The sequence below is a fragment of the Paracrocinitomix mangrovi genome (assembly GCF_019740355.2).
GTDB classification, from domain to species: Bacteria; Bacteroidota; Bacteroidia; order Flavobacteriales_D; family Crocinitomicaceae; genus Paracrocinitomix; species Paracrocinitomix mangrovi.
In genome coordinates this window covers 117,154-142,647 of record NZ_CP091819.1, presented here as the reverse complement: position 1 = coordinate 142,647, position 25,494 = coordinate 117,154, and the positions used below count along the sequence as shown (strand labels likewise).

At 34.0% G+C, this 25,494-nt stretch carries 24 protein-coding genes; 22 read left to right on the top strand and 2 right to left on the bottom strand.

Annotated features, from left to right (window positions below):
• Window positions 1-42: 42 nt before the first annotated feature.
• The 5 genes from K6119_RS00590 to K6119_RS00570 all read left to right on the top strand — a co-directional run bounded on the left by K6119_RS00590 (window position 43) and on the right by K6119_RS00570 (window position 4,824).
• Complete coding sequence (locus tag K6119_RS00590) at window positions 43-957, top strand: T9SS type A sorting domain-containing protein (protein ID WP_221834500.1); 915 nt, start codon at window positions 43-45, stop codon at window positions 955-957.
• Window positions 958-1,096: 139 nt separating this feature from the next.
• Complete coding sequence (locus K6119_RS00585) at window positions 1,097-1,360, top strand: hypothetical protein (RefSeq protein WP_221834501.1); 264 nt, start codon at window positions 1,097-1,099, stop codon at window positions 1,358-1,360.
• 165 nt (window positions 1,361-1,525) lie between these two features.
• Window positions 1,526-3,253 (top strand): T9SS type A sorting domain-containing protein, encoded by a 1,728-nt coding sequence (locus tag K6119_RS00580; RefSeq protein ID WP_221834502.1) that lies wholly within the window; start codon window positions 1,526-1,528, stop codon window positions 3,251-3,253.
• Window positions 3,254-3,313: 60 nt separating this feature from the next.
• Window positions 3,314-4,165 carry a hypothetical protein gene (locus K6119_RS00575; RefSeq protein ID WP_221834503.1) on the top strand — a complete coding sequence of 284 codons (852 nt, stop codon included), beginning with the start codon at window positions 3,314-3,316 and terminating at the stop codon, window positions 4,163-4,165.
• 98 nt (window positions 4,166-4,263) lie between these two features.
• Window positions 4,264-4,824, top strand: a complete 561-nt coding sequence (locus tag K6119_RS00570) for an REP-associated tyrosine transposase (RefSeq protein ID WP_221834504.1) — start codon at window positions 4,264-4,266, stop codon at window positions 4,822-4,824.
• Window positions 4,825-4,948: 124 nt separating this feature from the next.
• Here the strand turns inward: K6119_RS00570 and K6119_RS00565 are convergent, their stop codons facing one another.
• Window positions 4,949-5,875, bottom strand: coding sequence for a hypothetical protein (locus tag K6119_RS00565; protein WP_221834505.1), 927 nt, complete (start codon window positions 5,873-5,875; stop codon window positions 4,949-4,951).
• A 170-nt stretch (window positions 5,876-6,045) separates the two neighbouring features.
• On the opposite strand from K6119_RS00565, the gene K6119_RS00560 reads away from it, so the two are divergent.
• The 4 genes from K6119_RS00560 to K6119_RS00545 all read left to right on the top strand — a co-directional run bounded on the left by K6119_RS00560 (window position 6,046) and on the right by K6119_RS00545 (window position 8,493).
• Window positions 6,046-7,008 (top strand): hypothetical protein, encoded by a 963-nt coding sequence (locus tag K6119_RS00560; protein ID WP_221834506.1) that lies wholly within the window; start codon window positions 6,046-6,048, stop codon window positions 7,006-7,008.
• Between the two features lie 7 nt (window positions 7,009-7,015).
• Window positions 7,016-7,474 (top strand): hypothetical protein, encoded by a 459-nt coding sequence (locus K6119_RS00555; RefSeq protein ID WP_221834507.1) that lies wholly within the window; start codon window positions 7,016-7,018, stop codon window positions 7,472-7,474.
• A 1-nt stretch (window position 7,475) separates the two neighbouring features.
• Complete coding sequence (locus K6119_RS00550) at window positions 7,476-7,928, top strand: hypothetical protein (protein WP_221834508.1); 453 nt, start codon at window positions 7,476-7,478, stop codon at window positions 7,926-7,928.
• Between the two features lie 67 nt (window positions 7,929-7,995).
• A complete protein-coding gene (locus K6119_RS00545; RefSeq protein WP_221834509.1) occupies window positions 7,996-8,493 on the top strand; it encodes a hypothetical protein in 498 nt (165 codons plus the stop codon).
• Window positions 8,494-8,546: 53 nt separating this feature from the next.
• On the opposite strand, the gene K6119_RS00540 is transcribed toward K6119_RS00545, so the two are convergent.
• Window positions 8,547-11,675, bottom strand: coding sequence for a DUF7619 domain-containing protein (locus K6119_RS00540; protein ID WP_221834510.1), 3,129 nt, complete (start codon window positions 11,673-11,675; stop codon window positions 8,547-8,549).
• 150 nt (window positions 11,676-11,825) lie between these two features.
• Here K6119_RS00540 and K6119_RS00535 point away from each other — a divergent pair, with 150 nt between their 5' ends.
• The 13 genes from K6119_RS00535 to K6119_RS00475 all read left to right on the top strand — a co-directional run bounded on the left by K6119_RS00535 (window position 11,826) and on the right by K6119_RS00475 (window position 25,424).
• On the top strand, window positions 11,826-12,809 hold the full coding sequence (locus K6119_RS00535; protein ID WP_221834511.1) for a T9SS type A sorting domain-containing protein: 984 nt from the start codon (window positions 11,826-11,828) through the stop codon (window positions 12,807-12,809).
• A gap of 124 nt (window positions 12,810-12,933) precedes the next feature.
• Window positions 12,934-13,479, top strand: a complete 546-nt coding sequence (locus K6119_RS00530; RefSeq protein WP_221834512.1) for a carboxymuconolactone decarboxylase family protein — start codon at window positions 12,934-12,936, stop codon at window positions 13,477-13,479.
• A gap of 56 nt (window positions 13,480-13,535) precedes the next feature.
• On the top strand, window positions 13,536-13,955 hold the full coding sequence (locus K6119_RS00525) for a nuclear transport factor 2 family protein (protein WP_221834513.1): 420 nt from the start codon (window positions 13,536-13,538) through the stop codon (window positions 13,953-13,955).
• A 10-nt stretch (window positions 13,956-13,965) separates the two neighbouring features.
• A complete protein-coding gene (locus K6119_RS00520; protein WP_237828064.1) occupies window positions 13,966-14,853 on the top strand; it encodes a helix-turn-helix domain-containing protein in 888 nt (295 codons plus the stop codon).
• 246 nt (window positions 14,854-15,099) lie between these two features.
• Window positions 15,100-15,495 (top strand): hypothetical protein, encoded by a 396-nt coding sequence (locus K6119_RS00515; RefSeq protein WP_221834514.1) that lies wholly within the window; start codon window positions 15,100-15,102, stop codon window positions 15,493-15,495.
• A complete protein-coding gene (locus K6119_RS00510) occupies window positions 15,470-16,654 on the top strand; it encodes a sensor histidine kinase (RefSeq protein ID WP_221834515.1) in 1,185 nt (394 codons plus the stop codon). The genes K6119_RS00515 and K6119_RS00510 overlap by 26 nt, the downstream gene beginning before the upstream one ends.
• Window positions 16,655-16,663: 9 nt before the next feature.
• Window positions 16,664-17,050, top strand: a complete 387-nt coding sequence (locus tag K6119_RS00505; protein WP_221834516.1) for a response regulator — start codon at window positions 16,664-16,666, stop codon at window positions 17,048-17,050.
• 127 nt (window positions 17,051-17,177) lie between these two features.
• The gene (locus K6119_RS00500) at window positions 17,178-17,627 is read left to right on the top strand and encodes a hypothetical protein (protein ID WP_221834517.1); all 450 of its coding nucleotides are present in this window, start codon (window positions 17,178-17,180) and stop codon (window positions 17,625-17,627) included.
• Between the two features lie 6 nt (window positions 17,628-17,633).
• Complete coding sequence (locus K6119_RS00495; protein ID WP_221834518.1) at window positions 17,634-18,116, top strand: hypothetical protein; 483 nt, start codon at window positions 17,634-17,636, stop codon at window positions 18,114-18,116.
• Window positions 18,117-18,322: 206 nt separating this feature from the next.
• Complete coding sequence (locus K6119_RS00490) at window positions 18,323-18,829, top strand: hypothetical protein (RefSeq protein ID WP_221834519.1); 507 nt, start codon at window positions 18,323-18,325, stop codon at window positions 18,827-18,829.
• A 54-nt stretch (window positions 18,830-18,883) separates the two neighbouring features.
• On the top strand, window positions 18,884-19,468 hold the full coding sequence (locus K6119_RS00485) for a hypothetical protein (RefSeq protein ID WP_221834520.1): 585 nt from the start codon (window positions 18,884-18,886) through the stop codon (window positions 19,466-19,468).
• An 81-nt stretch (window positions 19,469-19,549) separates the two neighbouring features.
• The gene (locus K6119_RS00480; protein WP_221834521.1) at window positions 19,550-22,960 is read left to right on the top strand and encodes a T9SS type A sorting domain-containing protein; all 3,411 of its coding nucleotides are present in this window, start codon (window positions 19,550-19,552) and stop codon (window positions 22,958-22,960) included.
• A 232-nt stretch (window positions 22,961-23,192) separates the two neighbouring features.
• Window positions 23,193-25,424, top strand: a complete 2,232-nt coding sequence (locus K6119_RS00475) for a T9SS type A sorting domain-containing protein (protein ID WP_221834522.1) — start codon at window positions 23,193-23,195, stop codon at window positions 25,422-25,424.
• Window positions 25,425-25,494: the final 70 nt, after the last annotated feature.

The following is a 25,494-nucleotide window of genomic DNA, read 5'->3' as shown; positions in this document are numbered from 1 at the left end:
CTTATTATTAACTTCATTTATCATTACCCTAACTAATTGATTATGAAAAATATAATACTCTCTCTAATTGGTTTGATCTCTTTTAATATTGGACAGGCCCAATGGTTATCTGATACTTACATAATGGATTTTGAAGATACTACCCACAACCATCAATTATTTATTGATACGGTTAGCAATCCCAATAATATCTGGCAAATAGGTCCACCTCAAAAAGCAGTATTGTCTACTGCCTATTCAGTTCCTAATGTGATTATCACAGATACGGTAAATTATTACCCTACAAATGACACTTCTTCTTTTATCTTCACCAATACTGAAAGCGGTGGAGGATTTGAATATCAACATACGGCTGTAATTGCTGGTTTTTACAAGGTGCAGACTGATTCACTGAATGACAACGGTTATCTTGAATTTTCACCGGACAATGGTACCACCTGGATTGATTTAATCAATGACACTGTTTATAGCAGCTATTATAGTTGGGAAACACTGAAACCTACATTTACAGGGAATTCTAATGGATGGCAACAGTTTAGCGTAAATGTTGCCGGCTTAGGTTCTGTGTTCAATATTCAATATGGTGACACTGTTCTTTATAAATTCACTTTCATATCCGACAACAATCCTGACACACTTGGTGGTCTTATGTTTGATGATTTCTCATTTATTGATTATGTAGAAGGGATAGAAGAACTTTCAGCTTCTACCATTTCATCTACTGTTATTCCAAATCCGGCAGACGATTTATTTGTGATCAAGTTTGAAAATAAAGAAGCACAAGCTTTTAGTTTGAGCATCTATGATACTTCAGGGAAACTAGTTTTCAAGAAAGATGATTGCCAGGAAGAAATGATCAATTTAGATGCAGATTTACTTCAATCTGGCTTATACAGTTATGTACTCAGTAATCGCAGTCGCAACAAAATTGCCAGAGGCAAAATCTTGATTAAATAGGACACAAAGCTTCATGGCTTAATTGAGGTAATGGTTGGATTCAAATACCCCCGCTATCGCGCATCTCGATAGTTATCGGGAGTATCGTGTGATATTAAAACTCAATCAAATCCCTCATTTCTAACAATATTCAACTCTTATGAGCAACAATTTAATAATAGCTTTAGGTCTTATCCTACTTAGTAGTAGTTGCGATAATAATCATCCCACCAAAAAAGAGTTCAAGAGTGAAGAAGTAATAAATGATTCTTCTGTCTATAATACCATGGAAAATTTGAAAGAACGTACTCTAAACTTAATTAACAAAAGTGACAAAGTTGTTGACAGTCTTGGACTCAACCGAGATAGTTTAAATGCAAGAATAGACAGCACAGTTAAAAACGAATTACTCAAACACCAATAAAAATTGAATATTTTTTTTCCTAATTTCAATTTTTTATTCCTTGTCATTACTATTTCGTCATAAGGAGTAAACTATGAAACTCTCTTAAATTCTCTATAAATTGATACATGCTGTTACAATTTTTTCATTTACTTTCAGAGAACTTTTCATACATCCCAAAACAAGATGAAAAATTTATTTCTAATTCTTTTATTGTTATCCGGCTATTGTAGTTTTTCACAGGATCCACAACTGGGTTGGGCCAAACAAATTAACGGCGCATTTGATAACAGTGAAAAACTCTTTGTTGACGATTCAGGATATGTTTATGTAACCGGCATTTTTCAAGGAAGTGCCGACTTTGATCCGGGACCTAATACATTTATTATGACTTCCAATGGAGGTGATGATGTATTTATTTTAAAATTAGATCCGGATGGAAACTTTATTTGGGCCAAACAGATTGGCGGACCCGGTAATGAATCTGTAGCGGGAATCCAAACTGATGAAGAGGAAAACGTTTACATAGCGGGCATTTTTGAAGACTCGGTTGACTTTGATCCGGGACCTCAAAACCAAATATTAACAAGTAGCCCGGTAAATTCTCTATACGTATTAAAATTGAATGGAAATGGCAATTTTGTATGGGTCAAAAATGTTGGTAATTCTTACGGAACTATATTATCAGCAATGCACCTGGATAGCGAAAACAACATTTGCTTTGGAGGAAAATTTAATTTTCAAATTGACATGGATCCCGGGCCTGGAGTTTACAATCTAGACCCTTCTGGAGTTGGTTCTTCTAACATGTATATTACTAAATTAGATTCTGCAGGTAATTTCTTATGGGCATTTAATTTAGGTAACAGTAGTGGTTACGATCTTATAAACTCACTTTGTCATGATGATTTGAATAGTATTTATATCACGGGGCAATTCGCTGACACGGTTGATTTTGATCCAAGTGGAAACTCGTTTGAATTGATTGGTCCAAGTTCATTATCCAGTGGGTTTATTTGCAAATATTCAAGTAATGGTGAATTAATTTGGGCAAATTCAATGATTGTAGAAGGAATTGGAGATGTTTTACCTAACTCTATTACAGTAGATTACAATTATAATGTTATAACAATGGGAACATTTACCGGAGTTGTAGATTTTAACCCATTGGTCTCTTCAAATCCATTTGTACTGAATTCCAATAACTCTATCGGTTTTTATACAAATGATGCTTTTATCAACAAGTTAGATGCTTCAGGAAACTTTGTATTTACAAAACAAATAACCGGATATAATTATGCAGAAGGAGCCTCCGTTTCAACAAATGAAAATGGAGAGATTTATGGTATAGGTAGATTTTCAGACACAATAGACTGTGATCCGGGTCCTAATGCTGTCAACTTCATTTCTGCCAGCGCATTAGATCTTTACGTATTAAAACTTGATGAAAATGGTAGTTTTAGTTGGGCCAGACAAATTGGTGGTGATAACAATACTTTCATAGATTGCAAAATTCAATTCAAACCGAATGATAAGATATACTTAACCGGGTCCTTTTTTGGAAATATTGATTTTGACCCTGATTCAACCAATTATATAATGAATTCAAGTGTACAGGGATATGATTCATTTATTATTATGTGGAACGAAATTAATGGACTCGGAACTCCGTTTTTCATGGAAGATAATTTTGAAATTTTCCCAAATCCTACCGAACAACTATTAAATATAACATCTCAATTTAAAGAAACAGTTAGCGTTGATGTTTACAATATGGAGGGAGCTTTGGTATTGCAGAAAAAATTGTCTACCAATGAATCAACCATAAATGTATCCTCTATACCAACCGGCCTTTATTTGGTCAAATTTCAATTAAAGGACCAAATAATGGTGCGGAAATTTATAAAGAAATAGTTACCCTAATCACGCGATATCCTAAACTTGAACTAATTCCAACAATTACCAAAACTTAGAATGAAGCATTTAATCTACCTATTAGGAATCATTGCACTTGTGGCTTGCAATTCCGGTGCTACGAATCAGGATAATGATGCAAATCAAAATATCGAAAGTAAAAGTGATTCTAGCCTTGTTGAGCTTTCAGATTCTAACCTCAACGGAACTTGGGGATTAACCAATTATTTTGATACCATTATAGCCAACAAAGAAATTGCAAAGTATCGAGTTCAAATCCCTACATGGTTTGCAATAATTTTAGAAATAGAGCATGATTCTATCAAATCTTACGGTTCAATTGAACATGATCAATTTTTGATAAATACTAAGTCTGATACAATATCAACCTTGGTTTCAAATATTTCACAAGACAATTGGTATCTCATTTTAAATGATTCAGTATTAAACCTAATTCAATACCCAAATGCAGAAAGAGTTGACTCAACTTTTTATACTTTCAGAAAGAGAGATGATCTAAGTTATTTTACAAAAGAGAACAAGGACTTTTATGTAATTGGTGAAAATGTGACTGATTATTTCAATAAGCAGTTTTTTGAAGGAAAGTATATAAATACAACTACCAACAATGAAGTAGTTTTTGGAGAAAATGGACAATTAAGTGGTTTTGAAGGATATGACTCATATGAAGTGCGCAACTATTTTGGAACTTTGCACATGCACAAAAATCTTGATGTCATAACATTCAAGAATAAGGAGACTAGAAATTACAAGCAATACAATTGGGTATTTAAAGATGATAAATTACTGCTAACAGAATTTGTTCACGAGAAAGTTATTTATGATGGAGAAATCCAAGAAGGAGATTATCTGATATTAGGTAAAGAAAAAATTAAGTTGAAAAGGAAATAAGCCTTCTTCCCCTACCAAAATCCCCGCTATCGCGCGATTATATCGCGTGATATCCAAAACTCAATCAAATTCCTGATTTCTAACTATATTCAATTTCTATGAGTAGAAACTATAAATTCCACAATCCAGATGGAGCTTATTTTGTGAGCTTTGCTGTTGTAGAATGGATTGATGTTTTTACCAGTAACGATTATAAAGAAATTTTAATTGAGAGTCTAGCTTATTGCCAAAAACACAAAGGCATGGAAATATATGCATGGTGTATCATGAGCAATCACGTTCATCTAGCTTTTAGAGCACTAAATGAAGCTAAACCAGAACAAATTTTAGGCGATTTTAAAAGATATACTAGTAAAGCAATTGTTAGAGCAATTAAATCCAATCCTAAAGAAAGTAGACGGGAATTTTTATTAAATACTTTTAAGAAAGCTGCTGATACATCTTCTAATGTTGATAATTATCAATTCTGGAGACATGATAATAAACCAATTGAAATTTGGAGCAACAAAGTTATTTCTGAAAAAATAAGATACATCCATAACAATCCAGTTAAAGCTGGTTTAGTATATAGAGCTGAAGATTATAAGTATAGCAGTGCTACTGACTATGCCGGTAATATTGGCTTATTGGAGGATGTTGTTTTAGTTTCCGTAGATTAAAAAAATATATACCACGCGATAAAATCGCGCGGCAGTAAATTGGGACGCGCGGCAGCAAAAAAAGTATTAGGTAAAGAAAAAATAAAGTTGAAAAGGAAATAAGCCCCCTTCCCTACCAAATTCATTACAAATTATCTCCTACAATAAACCTTACTCCAAAATACAAAAACGGAATATCAGGCAATGAAGATTTCATAAAAGTAAAGAATCTGTACTCTGCAAAAACGTGTACAAAATTGTATCCCATGGAAGCAGAAACTCTCAGGTCATTCCAATTGTGTAGATCCCTGGTTTTTAGTTTAAGATCGTCATCCTTTTGATTTAATCTGGTGTAAAGTGGCAGGTAATATCTAGCACCAAGAATTACAAGTGGCTTCCATTCTGGGATTGAAAATACTGCTTGCGGTCCAATAAAACCGCTCCAATAGGTATAATACTGATGTTGAAAACCAACGCCAGACCCATTGACATCCGCTTGATGTAAATTGTGATACTCATAACTGACACCATAGTTTAAACCACCGCCAAACCAATTATTGGCCATCCAGTTGAAATTGTAATATCCTTTGATTCCTCCGTTAAAATTGTAGTAATTGTTAGTTGTTGGTAAAGCAGATGACAATTCAAATCCTCCGGCAAAATAGGTTCCGTAAGGCATACCGTCCTTATCAAAAGATGTAGTATCCAATACTATATCCATAACATACATTTGGGGAAGGCTAAAATTGATTGAGTTCTTCTTTTGATCTTCTAACAATATGTTCTTTCTTTCTAAAAACACACTGTCACCCTGCTTTACATAAATTTTATAAATTCCTGCAGCTAGTGTGTCTTCGTACGAATAGAAAGCATGATCGTCGTACATATAATCACCCCCATAATATCCATGGTTTAAATCTTCTTTATCAAGTTTTACTATCGTATCATTATTTGCATTTAATATCCCTAGCTCAGGTGATTGAAATTCATAAATAGCAATGCTAAGAACGCCCTCTTGAGCAAATGATAATGAACTGAATGCCAATAGAAATGCTAAAATAATTTTATCCATAAGATGTTTTGATTAGCTGTTTGGGTTATGTACAATAAACAATAAAAGCGGTGCAAAGTTACAATTAAGCTCATCAAATTGGTTTAAAAATGTTGGGGTTTTATCTTGGTTTGTGTGTGGGTAAATCACTTTTGATAACTTTGCTACAACATTAACCCAATTTTCAACTTATGAGAAAATACATTCCATTTTTACTCTTGGTTTTGTCGGCCTGTGATTTCAATGTCAAAACAAGCACTAGTACCAGTTCTAGTTTACAATCTGGCAAATCTATTGATGAAAATCTTCGCAATACAATTCAAGAGAAAAACCAATTTGTTGTTGAATGTCTTGAAGCAGAGAATTCACGCGATATATCAAAAGTTGCATCCAAATACATGCTAGATGAAGGATTTATTGAAGGAACTCCTATTTTAGATTCATATGGGAAATTGATGGAAACAAACGAATTTTCTGTTTTTGGTGAATACTATGCTAAAGCATCTGAACCAAAAGTTGAAATAAAAATTGATGAAAAATTTAATCGTGGTGGAGACACAAACAAATTTGAAATCAGATACAGAAGCATGGCTGAAGAATCATATTTAAGTTTGTTAGTTAAAAACACTGGGAGTTCTGAACTTTTAATTACTGCACTATATGGCTATTATGACGAGGAATGGAAACTTGATTTTTTGAGCCTTTCAACATTGACTTCGTACGGTATGACCGCTCCCGAATTCTATTACGCAAGTCAGGAATTCAGACAAGAGGGAGATATAGTAAATGCTTATATCTATTCTCTTTTTGCAGAATTGACAATAGAACCATGCGAAGGACTTTTTTTCTATGACAAACGACAAGAGATGATTGATTATTCAAATTCAGTAAAAATGGATTATGAAAGTAAAATCTCTTTGCCCGATACAATGCACAATATAAAATCTCATCCGATAATTATAGGATTAGGAGTTAAAATAAGTGCCAATTTAGATTACCTACCTTGGATTCAATACTTCACTTCTTTAGACCCAAGTGACACAGAAGCCATTAGTGCCGAAAGAAATGAAATTGCGAAAGAAATTGAATCTGTATTTCCTGGTTTATCACGCAAGTTTAAAACTCAAATGTACGAGGCATACGTGCAGCAGTAGAGGATATATGACTGTAATTGAGTTCGATAATCTATTGACAAAAGCAACTGAATTTGCCTTTGAATTTGGTCAAAGGTATGTATCGAATATGCTACCTAAATCATTTGTATATGAAGTCCAACTTAATATGTCTTATGATGACCCTTCTTTAACGCAATTTGACCTTTACCCAGAAGACGATCACAAGATTATAAATGGTTTGAATAAAACTGAAGTAATTGACCTTTTACTCAGAAAGAATAAAGTTCCTGTTTGGATAGATATTTCTGTAAAAGATATTACCGAAACAAACACAGTGATAAATTTACTTTGTTCAGGCAGATATTCAGCAGAACCTGAAGAATTGTATTATCAAGATAACGGTACCGGACCTTTTGGAATAAAGAGTCCTATTCTACCATTTGGTTTTAAGGAAGGAGAAAAATTTGATTTGAAGCAGAATCGAAAAATAAACTCAAAAAATTGAAATGAAAACTAGAGAACAACATTTAGAATCTTGCAAAATTTGTTTGAAACGCAAGTTTATAATGGAAAAAGGGCTTGTATGCTCTCTTACAAATGAATGGGCTGATTTTGATGAAGATTGTCCTGATTTCGCGATTGATAATGTGTCGGCAAAACAACAGGAGAACATTGAAGCTGCACGAAAAGAAGAATCGCTTAGTATGGAAACCGGTGGACTGCATATAATCGGTATTAAAAATGGAGCCGTAGCGGGGTTCATAGTTTTGTTACTTGGACTTGCCTGGTTAATTGGAGGTTTTGTTTACATGAACGTCATTTTTTACTATCCTTTTTTCATCATTGTAGCCGGAATAGCTTTAATAATTAACTACTATGTCAATTTAAATAGAAAGTTAAAGAAAGAGGCTTTAATAAAAAAACAGGAAGATGTTCTTGATTTGGAAGAAGAACTATAATCCTTTATAAAAGGGATTCTTTTCGAAATACTCATGAAGAAATGTCGTTTAATCTAAAAGGAATGAAATGCGAAAACTAATATTTCTTCAATTGATAATCAGCCTCTCATCATGCGTTAAGAATGATTGCCAATGTAAATTCACTGAAGAAGATCTTAATTATGGCTACAGCAAAGAATTAAATTATAAATCATATCACACGATTGGTGATGCCAAGGACTGTGCAGCTAATTGCAAAAAACCAATATTGATAATGTTCACCGGATGGAACACTACCGGTAACTCTAAATTGGCCTGGGAAATTTTGGATCACTCTGAAATTAGGCACACTATTGAAAGTAATTTTGTGTTTTGCACTTTGTATGTTGACGATAAAACAGAATTATCTAATGGTAGTACTTTAGGTGATTACAACATCCAACTTGAATCAGAAACTTTTGGATTTAATACACAACCATTGTACGTAATCACTAATGTAGAATTAAATGTACTTGTAGATCCTATTGGATACACCAAAGATCTTCACAAATTTGAAGCATTTCTGCAAAAGGGAACGGAGAATTAACAAAAAAGCCGACTCATTTAAATGAATCGGCTTTTAATATTTGAAATTCTCAATTAAAAGAGAATTATTTTCTTCACAATAGTAAGTCCGTTTTCAAAATGAACTTTGGTAATATAATTTCCCGGAGATAAATCAGCAACATTTTGACTTATAAAGGTTGTACCTTCACTCAATAAAATTCTTTCAGACCGCACAATATTCCCCATCATGTCAACAATGTACAGACTTGCCTGATCATTTTGCAAAACGTTATTTATTTTAAATGTGATAGCGTCATGTGCAGGTACAGGATAGATATCTACCGTTATCTTCTCATCTTCCTTTTCAACTGCTATCTCCTCTACCCCATTAAAAACAGAATCACTTAAGGTATTCACTGTAGTATTTGTTATGATTGGCGCATTGTAATCAAAATAAATGGAAGCTGTATTTTCAAAAACTGTTCCCTGAGCATTTGACGGTAATCTGCGTATACTGTATTGTACAAGGCCTGAACTTAATGCGTCTCCGTATACACTTTTCCAAGGTAGATTGATATTTTCAAAATTAAATGTGATCAATCCACTTTCACTTAAGGTCATGGTATAATTGTGGTCAGAGTACCCTGGTGTTAAAGAAGTCCAATCTAAATCACCATCTAACTGATCAGTAATCACAACATTCTGTGCAAAATAAGTTCCTTCATTTTGAAAGTGAATTGTATAATCAAACTCTGTTACATCTGAACTAATATATCCTTCTGTTCCTATTCCCGCAGGATAAACTTCTTTATAATTAGGGTCATAAGATCCAATTACAACTGTTTGAAAATGATTTACATTGTTCCATGGTGTAAAATCCAACAACCAATTAACTCCAATTGGAGCTGCATTTGCAACAGAGTCATAATGATTAATTCCTGTACCTAATGGAATATTTGTAGGAACATTATAGGACACCAAATTTGTTGTAGATGCATTTGGATCTAAAACCGGAAAACCTGATTGTACACCAAAATGATTAGGACCTCCGCTTTGTATAAAATTTGGAATTGTTGAATTATCATAAAACAACTGACCATCATGCTCATATCCTAATTGAATGTCATTCTCAACCACAGTCCCCATATTTTTCACAATCATCAACTGAGACCAATAATTTCCGGGTACGGGTGGAATATTCAAATTGCAAGTTGTTATTTTCAAATCATTAATCACATTGACATCATTAGAAATATCCACAACCGTTGTACATCCTGAACCGGCAACAACATTTACACTAGTACTTGTTGCTTGACAAGAAGACAATGGATAATATGCATTAACTTGCTCTGTAATGGTAAAATTCCCGGTAGGAACCTGAAAACTATACACTCCATTAGCATCCGTAAAAGTATAGCCGTAACCTGAACAATGCACCATTACATTTTGAATTCCTTGTTCTCCTGTATCAAATACACAATCACTATTTCCATCCAGATATACAGTTCCGGTAATGGTACAATAACAATCATCTGTGGTATTGCCATTTCCTATATAAAATGTTTCTGTTTTAATACAACCATTAGCATCTGTAACAGTTACGGTTTGAGTTCCCATACTTAAACCTGAAACGGTTGCTGAATTTCCGCCATTTGAATATGCATAAGTGTAAGGAGGTGTTCCTCCAAAAACTGAAGCTGTTGCACCTCCATCTGAATTATAAATACAAGAAACAGGTGTAGTGGCTATTCCAATTGTTAAAGGAGATGTTGTTGAAAGTGTTTTATACTTTGTAATCGAACAGCCATTTGCATCTGTAATTACGCAATTATAGGCACCTGTTGGAACAGTTGAAATTTGACTACTTGTTGCCGCATTATTCCATAAATACGTAAATGGAGGATTTGTTCCTGAAACATTAACCCAAACATTTCCGCTTGTACTTGGACAAACGACATTTGAAGACTGAATACTGGCGTTAATTGTACTTGATGGGCTTATAACTACTGAACCATTATTAACACAACCTAAGGCATCTGTTACACTAAAAGAATATGTCCCTGGAGATAAATTTGAAATAGTTGCTGTATTTACAACAGGTGTAGTATTCCATTGATAAGTATAAGGTGGTGTTCCCCCCGTTGGTGCAAGTGTTGCTGAACCATTTGGCGTTGTACAATCACTTGGTGTAGAAGAATAGGTTACTGAAATTGGAGAACTAGTACCAACCACTGAAGTGGATTGACCTATGCATCCATTTGCATCCGTTGCAATAACTGTATATACACTCCCTCCTGTTAAGTTGCTCGCAGTATTCGTATTTTGTCCATTACTCCAAGCGTATGTATAAGGAGCAACTCCTCCTGAACCAAAAGCTATAATACTTCCATCATTTTGTACACAGCTGGCATCAGTTACTGTAGTATTAACTGAAATTAGCGGGTTTTGTGATACAAAAATGTTAATTGTTGGCGATTGACAACCTTGAGCATCAGTAACTACAACTGAATAATTATTTTGAGTCAAACCGCTAATCGTAGAACTTGTTGCTCCATTCATCCAAAGATAAGTATAAGGTCCTACTCCTCCTGTACCTGTGGCTGTTGCAGTTCCATTGGTGCAACTTGCAACAGTAGAACTTGTTGTAGCTGTAACTGAAGATGTTTGAGAAATTGATACTGTAGAAGAATCGGTCATATCTAAAACACAACCTGAACCGGCATCCGTGATTACACAACTATAATTTCCAAGAGGAGCTGATATATTGTTACCAGATAAAGTATTTAAGGTAAGCGTATCTGTCCATAAAAATGAAAACGGTCCTGCTCCACCAGAAAATTGAGTCGCGTTTAAAGTTCCCATAGTTGATGGACAAACTGCATTTGTTGAACCTAAATAGAATCCAAACGCAGACGTATAACTTACATTATTCCATGCACTATTTGTTCCGTCTGTTGCATAAATGGCTATCGAACCAGTGCTAGACATTGGAATATTGGTCAATTGATCTGATGTTGAACCAACTCCTGGGTGAGTAATTGTAGCTCCTCCCAAATAATATGTATAATCTATTGGAGGAACTAATCCTGTTGTAGTCACATCCAAAACACCGTCATTGTCACAAGGTACAGTTGCAAATGTTCCGGAAATGGTTTGGCTAAATAGATTATTTAAAGGAATTGCTAATGTAAATACTAATAGCAGTAATCGAAGATTTTTCATAATTGATGTTTTAGGCTTTTCTATTTTACTAAGCTAAACGTAATTGTTTGTATTAGAGGGGGGGGACTAAAAAACTTTTAATTCAATTGATTCAATCGATTATCATATCTAATTAGCAACTCAAACCAATTTTATTCCGTCTGATTTGTAATGAAAAGTTATTTAACCCTACTGTTAGCTTGCTTTGCTATTAATAATGGTCAAGCCCAAATTGTACAATCATCTTGCTTTGCATCAGATAGTGTTAAAGCCTTGTATATGGAGGATGCCAAACGACTCGCTTTAAGAAAGATTTTTGCCGAAAATTTAACTTATAAAGACAGTATTCACATTCCTCAAAGTCATGCAGACACGGCTCTTAATGCATTAATAGCTGTAAAAAACGCACAAAACATTCCGGAAGCAGATTCACTAACAGGTGGATATTACTTTGCGCATACAACCATACCTTATATTTTGGACAGAATAATTGTTAAAGCAGATTCATCACTTGCATGGATGGACTCTTTAAGTATTGGTTCAATCCCTACTGGGGATAATTACATAGATAGCTTAATAAGTACTCATTATCTTAACTTGACCAATTTTAACAGCTATTCATATTATGCCATTTTTGAATCAGACAGTAGTTATAACATGTCTGCTTTGGCTGATGCTTTTATGCAAGCACCTATGGTTTATTTAGCGCAAGGAGATTCATATCCATGGCCAGATCCAGTTGATATACAAGACACTATATACCCTGATTATGTACAACTTACTTACTCAATAGGTTTTAACTGTTTCATGGGTAGTTGTAATTACCACAGGTATTGGATCTTTAAAGTTTATTATGATTGTTCTGTTGAGTTTGTAGAAAGTTATAACACCTCCCCATGGACCGGAATGACAATCACTGAAAATAGCATGGATAATATTCAAATTTATCCTAATCCGGTTAAAGAAGAATTTGCCATCCAAAATATTGAAGAATCAGTAAATCTGGAGTTGTTAGACCTATCTGGTAAAATAATTTATAGTGAAAGTAATTACCTCGGTGACATTGTTAACATTTCCACATTAGCAGCAGGCTCTTATCTTGTTAGAGTATCAAAAGATGACCAATCTAAATCAATGAAATTGATAAAAATGTAATTGGATAGCTGATTACAATTAGAAAATCGTCCATCCATAAACGACAATAATCCATTTTAATCCGTTGCATTCTGCTTCAACTTTGTATTGTCAATATTGACGAACAATATTTAACAAATACAAAATGGAAAATTTAACTGCAACGGAATTCAACGTTCCAACAAGAAGTGAAGTAAATTCAACCAATCAAGAGATCTTTGACAATCTAGACAAAGCCTTAGGTTTTGTACCAAATCTCTATGCCACTATTGGTTATTCTGACAATGGTTTAAAGCGATTTTTGGACTATCAAAACGCTAAAACTTCATTAAATAATAAAGAAAAAGAAGCTGTTAACCTCATAGTAAGTCAGGTAAATGGATGTATTTACTGCCAAAGTGCTCATTTGGTATTAGGTAAAATGAACGGATTCAATGACGATCAATTATTGGATATCAGAAAAGGAAAAAGTGAAAACAATAAATTGAACGCTTTAGTAAAATTGGCTGCAGATATCACTAAAAACAGAGGAAGGGCAAGCAGTGAAAATGTGAATGACTTCTTTGCGCAAGGATATAACAAAGAAAATCTTGTGGATTTAATCCTCCAGGTAAGTGATAAAACTGCTATGAATTACTTGCATAACCTAACAAAGGTTCCTGTAGATTTCCCTTTAGCCGAAAACATATAAATCAAATAAAGGAAATATGGAGTTCCGTATTTCCTTTATTAATTCAATACTAAATCATGAATCAAGAAAAAAGTTATCCGCTTCCTCCATTTAACTTAGCAACAGCAGTTGAAAAAGTTCAAAAGGCAGAAGATGCGTGGAACTCTAAAGACCCAATTAAAGTTTCAAAAGCTTATACTGTAGACTCAGAATGGCGAAATAGAACCCAGTTTATCAATGGTAGAGAAGAGATCATAGCATTTTTAACCAAAAAATGGGAAAAAGAAAAACATTATAAACTAAAGAAAGAATTGTGGGGCTTTAGAGAAAATAGAATGGCTGTTAGGTTTGAGTATGAATTTCAAGACGAAAACGACCAATGGTATAGGGCTTACGGAAATGAGCTTTGGGAGTTTAATGAAAATGGCCTTATGCAAAAACGATTTGCCAGTATAAACGATTTAAAAATTAAAGAAACAGAAAGAAAACTGTTTTAAATGTTTGATTATGGTGCAAAATAACAACCTCACACTTGTGAATCCAACAACAGGTAAGCTGGCATTTAAAGTATGTCATTTTGAAGAGGAAAACCCTTTTGATCAGGTTCAAAGATTAAATTACTATTCTATTATTTGGATACAGAAGGGTAATGGCATTCTAAAAGCCGATTTTTCAGAATATATTTTTAATGAAAATATGATGTTATGCTTTTCTCCTTACCAGCCATTTTTAATTGAAGCTCAAACTAAATTAAGTGGAGTGATAATTCATTTTCATCCTGACTTTTTTTGTATTCACAAACATCATAAAGAGGTTGCCTGTGATGGAGTATTATTCAATGATATTTACAGTACACCAACGGTTGAAATTGAAGATAAAGCTGCAACAAATTTTGAAATGATCATTACACAATTCAAGGACGAAATGCAAAAGTCAGCTTTAGCACAGTATGAATTGTTGATTTCCTATTTAAAAATCTTTTTAATCACGGCATCAAGATTAAAAACAGAACAGCAGACCACGAAAAAAAATGTAAGCTCTGATAGCGAAGAACCCTTCATTCTTCAGAATTTGAAGAATTATATTGAAAAGCATTACAAGTCAAAACATTCGGCTAGCGAATATGCTGATATGCTTGCTATAACACCAAAGGCATTATCTAGACTCACAAAAATCCATTTTAATAAAACACTAACCGAATTAATAGCTGAACGCATCATACTGGAAGCCAAAAGAGAATTGTATTTAACCAATAAAACAATTAAGGAAATCGCCTATGAATTAGGTTATAATGACGAATATTACTTCAGTAGATTTTTTAAAAAAAATGTAGATGTCTCCCCTCAATTTTATAGAGAAACAGTTGGATTTGATAGGGCTTCAACTGTTGGATGACACAATACTAAATTTAACATTTTATCATCTAGTTATTTGTGAACATAAATAGAATGAGACCCACTATATTTTACTTATAAAATTAGCTCTTATAAACTATCGTTGAGTTTAAAAAAGTGCAATTTAGATTTGTTTGTCTACAACAATTTAATATTGGTCTAAAATCCCTAATATCACCTAGCATTCCCCCTTATTAATCGTAATTTTGTTAGGCCCAGAATTTATGCCAATTTTAGATAATTGCCAATGAAGTCTGTTGACGAGGTCGTCTATTTATTTAATGACAACATTATAGTAGTTGACCAGAATCCTAATCGTGATCTTGAAGATATCAAAGCTTATTTATCAAGAGTTGAATTCCTCCTTCAAGAAAGAAAGACCAAACAAAGTGTGGTGCTTAATACAGAAAATGTACGCAGACCCAATACTGAAATGAGAATCTACATCAGAAAAAGAATGAAGGAATTAAAAGATAAGTTTGATCACATTGCAATTTGTTCAGGAAAAAAACAATTTGCTAATACAACTGCTTCTTTTTTATTAGGATTTATAGGATACAAAAACTACAGTGTTCATACGACATTTGAAGAATCCATTGATTTTTTATTGAAATTTTATGACCAAACTCTTAAAAATAATTAATCAATATTTTTTGGAAATTGCCCAAGGAGATTTCAAACTAACAGATGAACAAATCCTGCTTGAAAAAGATCCTGAAATTCAAGGCATATTATTCGGATTACTTTATTTAAATGAAGAACTAGAGCTTAGAAATCAAGTAGCTGAAGAAACAAGAAGAGTTGCTGAAAATTATAAAAATGCGCTAAATAGTTCTGCAATTGTATCATATACTGATCTCAAAGGAAATATCATTTATGTTAATGACCTGTTTTGTGAGATAAGCCAATACTCAAGAGATGAACTTATAGGGCAAAATCAAAGTATCGTTAATTCTAATCTTCATCCAAAAGAATTTTGGAAAGACTTGTGGAAAACAATTGGAAATGGAAACATTTGGAAAGGAAACATTCGTAATAAAAAAAAGGATGGTTCTTTTTACTGGGTATTTACCACAATTGTACCTTTTATTAATAACAACAAAGTACAAAAGTACTTATCAATGCGTTATGAAATTACTGCTTTAGTAGAAGCAGAAGAGGAAATTAAATCAAAAACCCTTCAATCACTTCATGAAAAAAATGTGATGTTAAAAGAAATACATCACAGGGTAAAAAACAATATGCAAGTTGTGACAAGTTTAATGTCATTACAAGCTTCAAAAATTGAAGACGAACATCTTAAAGAAGTTTTTGTTAAAAGCCAATACAGAATAAATTCTATGGCTTTGGTCCATGAACTGTTATATCAAGCCGATAATTTATCACAGATCAATATTTCAGATTATATAAAAAAATTAGCTAATTCTATAGCTATGTCATTTCATGGAAATAATGAAGAAGTTAAATTAAAAATGTCCATACCGGAAATCCATCTTAATATGGATACAGCCATTCCATTAGGAATTATAGTCACAGAAATCCTGACAAATTCTTATAAATATGCTTTTAATGATATTACATCATCTATTATTTCTATCACTTTAAGCCAAAACCAAGATTCCACACTTCTTCTAACAATTGAAGACAACGGAATAGGATTTGACAGAGAAAAAGTTTGCCTTGAAAAAAACACCCTCGGCCTATCTTTAATTGATAGCTTGTGTCAACAATTAGAGGGAGAATATTATCTAAATACCGAAAATGGTACATCCTATAAAATTAGTTTTAATGAAATGCTTTAATAAAAAATTATGCCCTTAAATATTCTATTAGTAGAAGACGATATTATTATAAAAATGTTTATTGAAAACATTATAAAAAGGGCTGGCTGTACATTAGTTGGACATGCCCAATCTGGTTTAAAGGCTATTAGCATGGCATTAGAAAAAAGGCCAGATTTGATATTGATGGACATAGGTATAAAAGGAGAATTAGATGGAGTTGTCACTTCTGCTAAGATAAAAGAAGAACTTAATTCAAATATTATATTTATCACAGGAAATTCTGATGAAGCAACGGTAAATCGCGCACGTTCAATCGATCCTCTACAGATCATTCACAAACCAATTGATGAAGAAAAATTATTGAATGATCTAATAAAAATATGTGCTTCCATTTTACCTCAAAATGGCAAGTAAAAGTTGAGTTATTGTTTGTGTAAAACGTAGAGGTAATTTCATATCCACTTATTATTTTGTTAGCGACTAAATCCTTCCAATTGATTCAACACCAGATTTTAACTACCTTTAGTAAAACTCAAGTTTTATGAGATCTTCTAAAGTATTATCCTTCTTAATGTGTTTCACTTTGGTAGCCAATAGTTCTTTCTCTCAGAATACTCCAAAATCTGTGGAACACTACCTAACCATTTACTCAGAAAAATATGACTCTACGGTTTCTATTGAATTGGTGGACACAGTTGATGTAGATTTTTTGATAAATGCTTCGATTATAAAAATCATGTCTAAAACTGAAGAAGGAGAATCAACAGATTTGCAAATGACAACTGCAAAAATTAGTTTTGTTTATTCAAAAAAAACCGAAAACATTCCGGTGGAAATTAATGAAAATGGTGAGTTGATTGATCCTAAAAGCATGGAGATAACTTCACTCTCTAAATTTATTGATGGAAGTAGTGATAGATTGGCAATAAGTTTTTATTATACCGAATTTGGTATTCTTAGAAATAGTGGATCGGTGTTGATTTATAGGTAAGTTGAAATGAACAATGTAAGTATTACAATAGATTCAAATCAATCAACTGTCTTAGAAAGTTTAAGACAAAAGAAAAAAATCGAGATAGGCAATATTGGATTTTTAGGTATTCTTTATGCAGAATGGACCCATAAAAGAACTCCTGAAAAATTAAAAATGGATATCGTTTTGAATAGAAAAGGAGTAAAACAAATTATTAGCATTGGAAGAGGTAAATTACATAAAGAAGGTAATAGCACTATTCTGAAATTATCTATTTGGCCCGGTCCATTGTTTTTATTTATAGGAATAGTAGCTACACTAATGTCATTTTACGCATGTATATCTGCTATATTAAAGAACGGGTTAAACAATAATTCTGGAGTTTTTATAATGTTTGTTCTAATGGGTTTAACTGCTTTCCTTACAATTCTATTCATTCCTACTTTATTTGTTAAATCAACTTTGATTAAAAGATTACCAATTGAACTTGACCCTATTTATAATTAGGTATCAAAGCATGTTGTGGTTTGATTTATTAAAGATGACAAACTAATTGCACAAGTAAGCGTTTGTTTTATGTGTTCAGGCATTAGAACCAAGCCATTCTATGCTTCTGATGGACTTTCCTCAACTGGTTTTGAAAACTTAAAAGCCTTTGTGCAGGACTTAGGTCTTGAATATGTTGTGAGATAGTTATTATATTGACAATGATCATGAAATCTTTATTATCAATACTATTTGCCCTTTTAACGTTTATAGGCTTTTCAACAAAACAAGGTAATATTCCTACAGTTCAAGAAGGAATTAAGCAATCGGATCATGTTTTTACTGCACGCATCATTTCTGTTGATACAATTCAACTAATAGATTCGGTTCAAATACGAGACAAAATAAATGGTATTGATGTCATCAGAGAAAGAGGGAAACCAACTCTACAAATTGCTCATTATAAACTAGTGGTTAATGAGGTATTCAAAGGCAACTTAAAAAAAGACACAATTGATTTGTACACCGACAATCAAGTATCAAATTGCGGATTTCGCTTCATTTTAAATCAGGATTATATTGTCTACGCTACTAATTTCAACATGCAATTATTGGATGCAGGAGTCGCAGATTACTACCCTAAATTGAATAAGGCAGTCATTTGGACCAATTGTAATTCCAGGACCAGGAAAAGAAGTCAATCTGAAATTAAACGAATAAAGGCCAATTTATAAGAATACACCATTTTTCAGTCTAAATAGTATATTTATCATACCCAAACCCAACACATGAAAATCCAATTGCTTTTATACATCCTTCTTGCAACAACAATAATCTCTTGTAATGGCCAGGAAGAAACTGAGCAACGCCTCGCTCCTACTATCATAAGCGGACAAGACTCCACCATTACAGAAGCAGTATTAACAGATACTGCCATCCTCTCTTATTTTGAAGAAATTCATTTCAATAAAGAACTTAAGACGGCAGATGATGCATTAATGCTCACCATTGCTGACAGCTTAAATTCAAAAGACTCATTAAATAGTTGCTTTTACTTTGAAGTTTTCACTTTTTCAATGAAAGGTGCAGATGGATTTTATGCAGAAACTGTTGGTTTGAGAGCTTATCAATACGTTCAGAACAAGATGCCACAATTTGCCAATTGCTTTTATAATTCCACTGTATTAGACATTACTGACATGGATAATTGGGCAGAATTCATCTACGCAGAAATACAGATTTCTAGCGAAAATCAAGAACAAGAAACTTTAAACGCTCTAATCACGCAAATTGAAAACGGAAAAGCAAATGTTGATGCCAATCTTCAAGTTGTTTATGATGATTTGATTGAAAGATTGGAGAAGAAGTTGTGATGTTAAAGTAATTCTACACAACCACAACAAAATACATCTCGTCTCTTAACTAACTCTATTTAAACCCAAAACCCAATACCCGTGAATAAGAGTGTTATTATATTTCTGCTATGTAGCTTATTTGTCTCTTTAGATGGATTTTCGCAATACACCATCATTCCTTTAGATACATTTGTTACCAATGGCTATCCTACAGTTTCATATGACATAGACAATGATAGCCAGGATGATATAACTTTTCATTTGGAAGGATATTTTGATGCGGTATTCATGTATGCAGATGGGCATCCCGATTCAATTTATTTTGGATACCCAGTTCAAACTTTAGGACCTGCTCCTTTTTACAACAATTTAAGTATTAATCTTGCGTCCACTACAATAGGATGTTACGGATGGTATGCGTTAGGTGGCAATATGAATAACATTTCTTATCTGCATTACTACAAAAAACTTTCCCCAACTGATTCATTATTTGGATATTTCATAACTAAACCTTTTGAGGGTTCCAATACATCATCCTGTATTGATGATACGCTTTTTATCTATAAAAATGTAATCGCTAATACTATCAATACTCCTATCAATCCGGCTGAAGTATGTGATTTTGAAATTACAGTTTCCAATACCAGCTGTTTACCAGTCTGTTCAGGCGAAATTTCACTAAGTCCAATTGCAGGAATTGCTCCATATACTTACAGCTGGTCTAACGGCGAAACTACTACGTCAATTGATAGCTTGTGTGCTGGTTCATATAATGTTACTGTTACAGATGCAAATGGCTGTGTATGGGATGATTCAATCTACATTGACTCGGTAAGTGCAGAATTTATGTTCTCACTTCAAGGAAATACCGGAGCAGGTTGTAATACTACCATTTTGGCCATTCCCACAAGTGGAACTTTACCATTTAACTATCTATGGAATACAGGAGCTACAAGCAGCACATTGACTGGCTTATGTGATGCCTGGTATACACTTACTTTAACAGACAGCAATGGCTGCAGTTTTACTGATTCTATCTTAGTAGATAATGACACCTCTTTTGCTACAACAGCAAATATTGTATTTCCTTCTAACTTATCTTGTGAAGGTCCTTGTACCGGTTCATATGACATATGGATTAGTGGTGGAATTCCGCCTTACACCATACAGTTTACGAATGGTGGCACCTACACTTCCAATGTCGCTTATTTTTTGGCTGACAACATTTGTGAAGGTTGGAGCAATTACACCATAACAGACTCTACCGGGGCAACAGTTTCCAACCAAATTTATATAAACTCTTTACCAGATATGACTGTCAATACTATTGTAACTGGCACTTCATGTCAAAACTGCAATGATGGTGCAGTAACAATTTTACCTTCAGGTGGAGGAGCTCCTTACACCTTTTATCTTGATGGTGTGATAAGCGCTAATGGAGTTTATACAGGTTTAAGTGCTGGTATATATACTATATGTGTTCAAGATAACGGCCAATGTAATTATTGTGACACTCTTACTATTCCCGATCCATGCACAGGCTCAACACTTTCAATTAGCACAACTGCAGATACTGCTACATGCATTGGTTGCAACAACGGAGCCGTTCATGGGTTAGCTAGCGGTGGAGACGCACCATATTATTATTCAATAGATGGTGGAATTACAATACAAAGTATTGGAGATTTTTATAATCTTTTTGCAGGAAATTATACAGTTTGTGTAACTGACTCAAATAATTGTACTGTTTGTGATACCATTTCTGTAATTGAAGTTCCAATTTGCAGTACATATAATCTTACTATATCAGCATCATCAGATTCTACGTCTTGCCAAGGTTGTAATGATGGAACAGTAACTGCAAATGCCATCAATGCTGTAGGAGCCGCACAATATTGGATGAATGGATTTCCTTTCAATACAAGTGGGATTTTCAACAATGTTCCTCCCGGTAATTATCAAGTATGTGTAATGGATAGTAACGGATGCATGTCATGTGACTCCATTAACGTTCCTTTTCAAAATCCTTGCATTAATTCCAATCTACAATTGACATTAACTACTGACAGTGCCTATTGTTCTTCGTGTAATGATGGTGCAATAAATGCTACAGGAATAGGTGGCACACCAGGGTATCAATATTCTTTAAACGCTGGACCTTGGCAGGTAGGCAGTTCGTTTATAAGTTTACCATCCGGACAATATGAAGTTTGTGTTCAGGATTTCAATGGATGTATGTTTTGTGATACCATTACAGTTTATTTCGGAGATCCTTGTTTGAATACTGATTTAAGTATTTCATTAATTGCCGACAGTACTTTATGCAGCACTTGTAATGATGGTGTAATTTATGCTACTTCCAGTGGTGGAGGTAATCCGTACTTATTTTCTTTAAATTCAGGACCTTGGCAAACAAGTGGCACATTTGATAATTTAACTACAGGTCAATATGAAGTTTGCGTACAGGATACTTACGGATGTCTCAGCTGTGATACAATTACTGTAAATTATGGTGATCCTTGCTTAAATTCAGACTTACAAATCAATTATACTACAGATAGCTCATCCTGTGGAAGCTGCTCAGATGGTGTAATTGATGCCATTGCTTCAGGTGGTTATGGTCCATATCAATACACACTTAATAACACGGTATGGGTTTCATCAGGAATGTTTACCGGATTGCTTCCTGGAAACTATCAGGTTTGCGTTGAGGATAACTACATGTGCTACACATGTGTAGATATTTTAGTGGATTCAATGTGGGACTGTAACTCCCTAAACTATAGTACTACCATTCAAACAACTGATGTATTGTGTTTTGGCAATTGCAATGGAAGCGCTATCATTACAGTAGATAATTCCAACGGACCTTTTACCATTAATTCTTCAGCTCAAAACATCAGTCAACTTGCCCCAAATCAATTTGTACTGGATAGTTTATGCAGTGGAAATTACTCCTTTGAATTAGTGGATACAAATGCTTGTTCAATTCTAGATGATTTTAATATCTCAACACCAGATAGTCTTTATTTCACCTACAATCAATCTGACACTGCTAGTTGTTTCAATTGCAATGATGCAGTTGTTTTGTTAAACCTGTTCGGAGGCAACTTCCCTATTACAGTAGATTGGTCATCATTAGGCTCTATGTCAAATTCTCAAGTAGCAACTGATCTATATGGAGGAACCGGCTTAGTATGTATCACAGATGCTAACAACTGTGAATACTGTGATTCAATTACCGTTGAATACATTAATGATTTAGGATGGGTTGAAGATAAAAATAGTGTCCAAATGTATCCTAATCCGGCTAAAGAAAACATTACAATTGAAAGTACAGTGCAGATCAATGAATGCATAATTTATAATGCTTCAGGTAAGATAATTTCAAACTTTGTTCCTGAATCCAATAAATTTGTTCTTGATTTATCTGATTACTCAGCAGGTATATATGTTTTTGCAGTTCAAAGCGAACATCAAATTATCAAAAAGAAAATTACAGTTTATTAACAGAATTATGGCTTGGGGCAAAAGTAAAACAGAACGAGGACAAGGCGGAAAGCTGGGACACTCTAACAGAAATGGTTGGGAATTTCATGATGAAGCCAAAGTATCTTCAAAAAAACAACGAAGATTAACTTCTAAAAAAATAATAACCTCAGAAATAAAAAATTTGAATACGTAATCTTATACCTCTTCAATTTAATTCCCTTATATTTACTTGTAACCCTGAATAATCAGTATGCTAAAAGTTTTATTTCCTTTCGTCCTTATATGTTTTTCATTTGTAGGATTTGCGCAACCCGTTATTAATGTTGACAATGTAGTTGATGTCACTTGTTTTGGTGACAGTGATGGAGCCATTAATGTGACAATCACAGGCGGAATTGCACCTTATACCTATGATTGGGATAATGACGGAACAGGAGATTTTGACGACCCTGAAGATTTAAGCGGATTAACTGCCGGAACATACACTTTAATTGTGGTAGATGATCTTGGAACTTCTGACACATTGGCAATAACTGTAAACTCTCCAACTGAGTTAGTTTTAAGTATCACCAACGCATCTAACGAAAGTTGTGCGGGAGCAGATGGCTCTTTCCAGGTAACAGCAACAGGTGGAACTCCATCCTATTTGTATTCAATTGATAATAACATCACGCAGCAAGCCTCAGGTCTTTATACCGGACTTTTTGCAGGAATATATGAGGCAATCACTACAGATAATAATGGTTGTACTGATACGGTTTTAGTGGCTATTTCAAGTGATCCGCCTTTTAGCGTAAGTTTAACTGTTACACCTGAATCCTGTACAGGAGCTGGAGATGGTGCAATTACGACAGTAACCAATGGATCACCTCCGGTTGTGTTTGACTGGGATACTGATGGCGTCGGAGATTTTGATGACCCGCAAGATCTTACCGGTTTATCTGAAGGAACGTACACACTTACTGCCATTGATGGCAACGGTTGTATAGATGGTGGCAGTGTTTATGTCAACGTTTCTACAGCTGGTGGAGTTGAATTTGATGTAGACTCTATCACTCCTGTTGATTGCAATAACAATCCTGTTGGAGAAATCTTTATATCAAACACTTTAGGAACTCCCCCATTCACTTTTGATTGGGACAATGACGGTACCGGAGACAATGACGATACAGAAGATTTGACGGGACTTACTGCCGGATCTTATAACCTTTTGGTAGAAGATGGAGCAGGATGCCAACTAAGCCTAAATGTTGTAGTTCCTGTGGATAGTCCATTGGAGTTTACAATTGATAATACAGTAGATGTTCATTGTAATGGAACATCAAACGGAAGCATTTCTATTTCACCGGTTAACGGAACAGCTCCTTACACTTATGACTGGAACAATGACGGAACAGGAGATTTTGATGACCCACAGGATTTAACAGCTATTTCTGCCGGATCATATCAAGTGATTATTCAAGATAATTTAGGTTGCTTAGATACTTTGAATGAAATCATATATAATGCAGGAGACAATGGAACCTATGTACAGTTTGCTGTAGATTCAATTCATCATCTAAATTGTTTTTATGACACTACAGGAGCTGTATATGTGAGTTCAATTTTAGGAACTGCCCCTTTCCTATTTGACTGGAGCAATGATGGTACAGGAGATTATGATGACACGGAGGATATGGAAAATCTGGGTTCAGGATTTATTACCTTAAATGTTGAAGATGCTGAAGGTTGCAATGGACAATTATTCGTAGTTGTAAACTTTGATTCTAATCCGCAAATCACCTCAACATTAACCGATCCTTCTTGTTGGAACAGTTATGATGGTGTGGTAGATGTAGAAGTTTATTCTGCCTTAGCACCAATTACTTATGATTGGAGTTTTGATGGAACCGGAGATTATGATGACCCACAGGATTTGAACAATTTCCCTTCTGGCACTTACAATTTAGTGGTAGAAGATGCCGCAGGATGTCATGACACAGCCAGCTTTGTATTGGATGGTGGAACTGTAGGACAAATAGCAGATATTGGAGTTTTAAATGATTCGCTTTACGCTATAGGAACAGGAACATACCAATGGTATAACTGTGACAAAGACAGTATTATTGATGGAGCGACAGATAGCTATTTTATCGTAACAACTCCTGGGCATTATGCGGTGATTATTGACGACGGAAATTGTCCTGACACTTCAAATTGTGCTTTTATCACTGAAGTTGGATCAGGTATTGGATTTGATGAAAATGAGCAATTGACGTTCAAGGTTTATCCCAATCCTGCAAATGATTACATCCAACTTGATTTAAGCATTAATTCAGGTGAAATAGAAATCAGAGATATTGAAGGTAGAATGGTAATGCTCCATTTAGTTGAATCTAAGCAAAGTTTAATTTCTATTGATCAATTGGAAAACGGGGTATACTTTGTTATCTGGAAAAATCAAGATTCAGTGATTACTGAACGGGTTGTAGTGTCTAAGTAGCAAATTCATAAATACGCTACACGAATAATAATTCGGCATTTTTTAAACTTGATTTATCTTGAATAAGTTG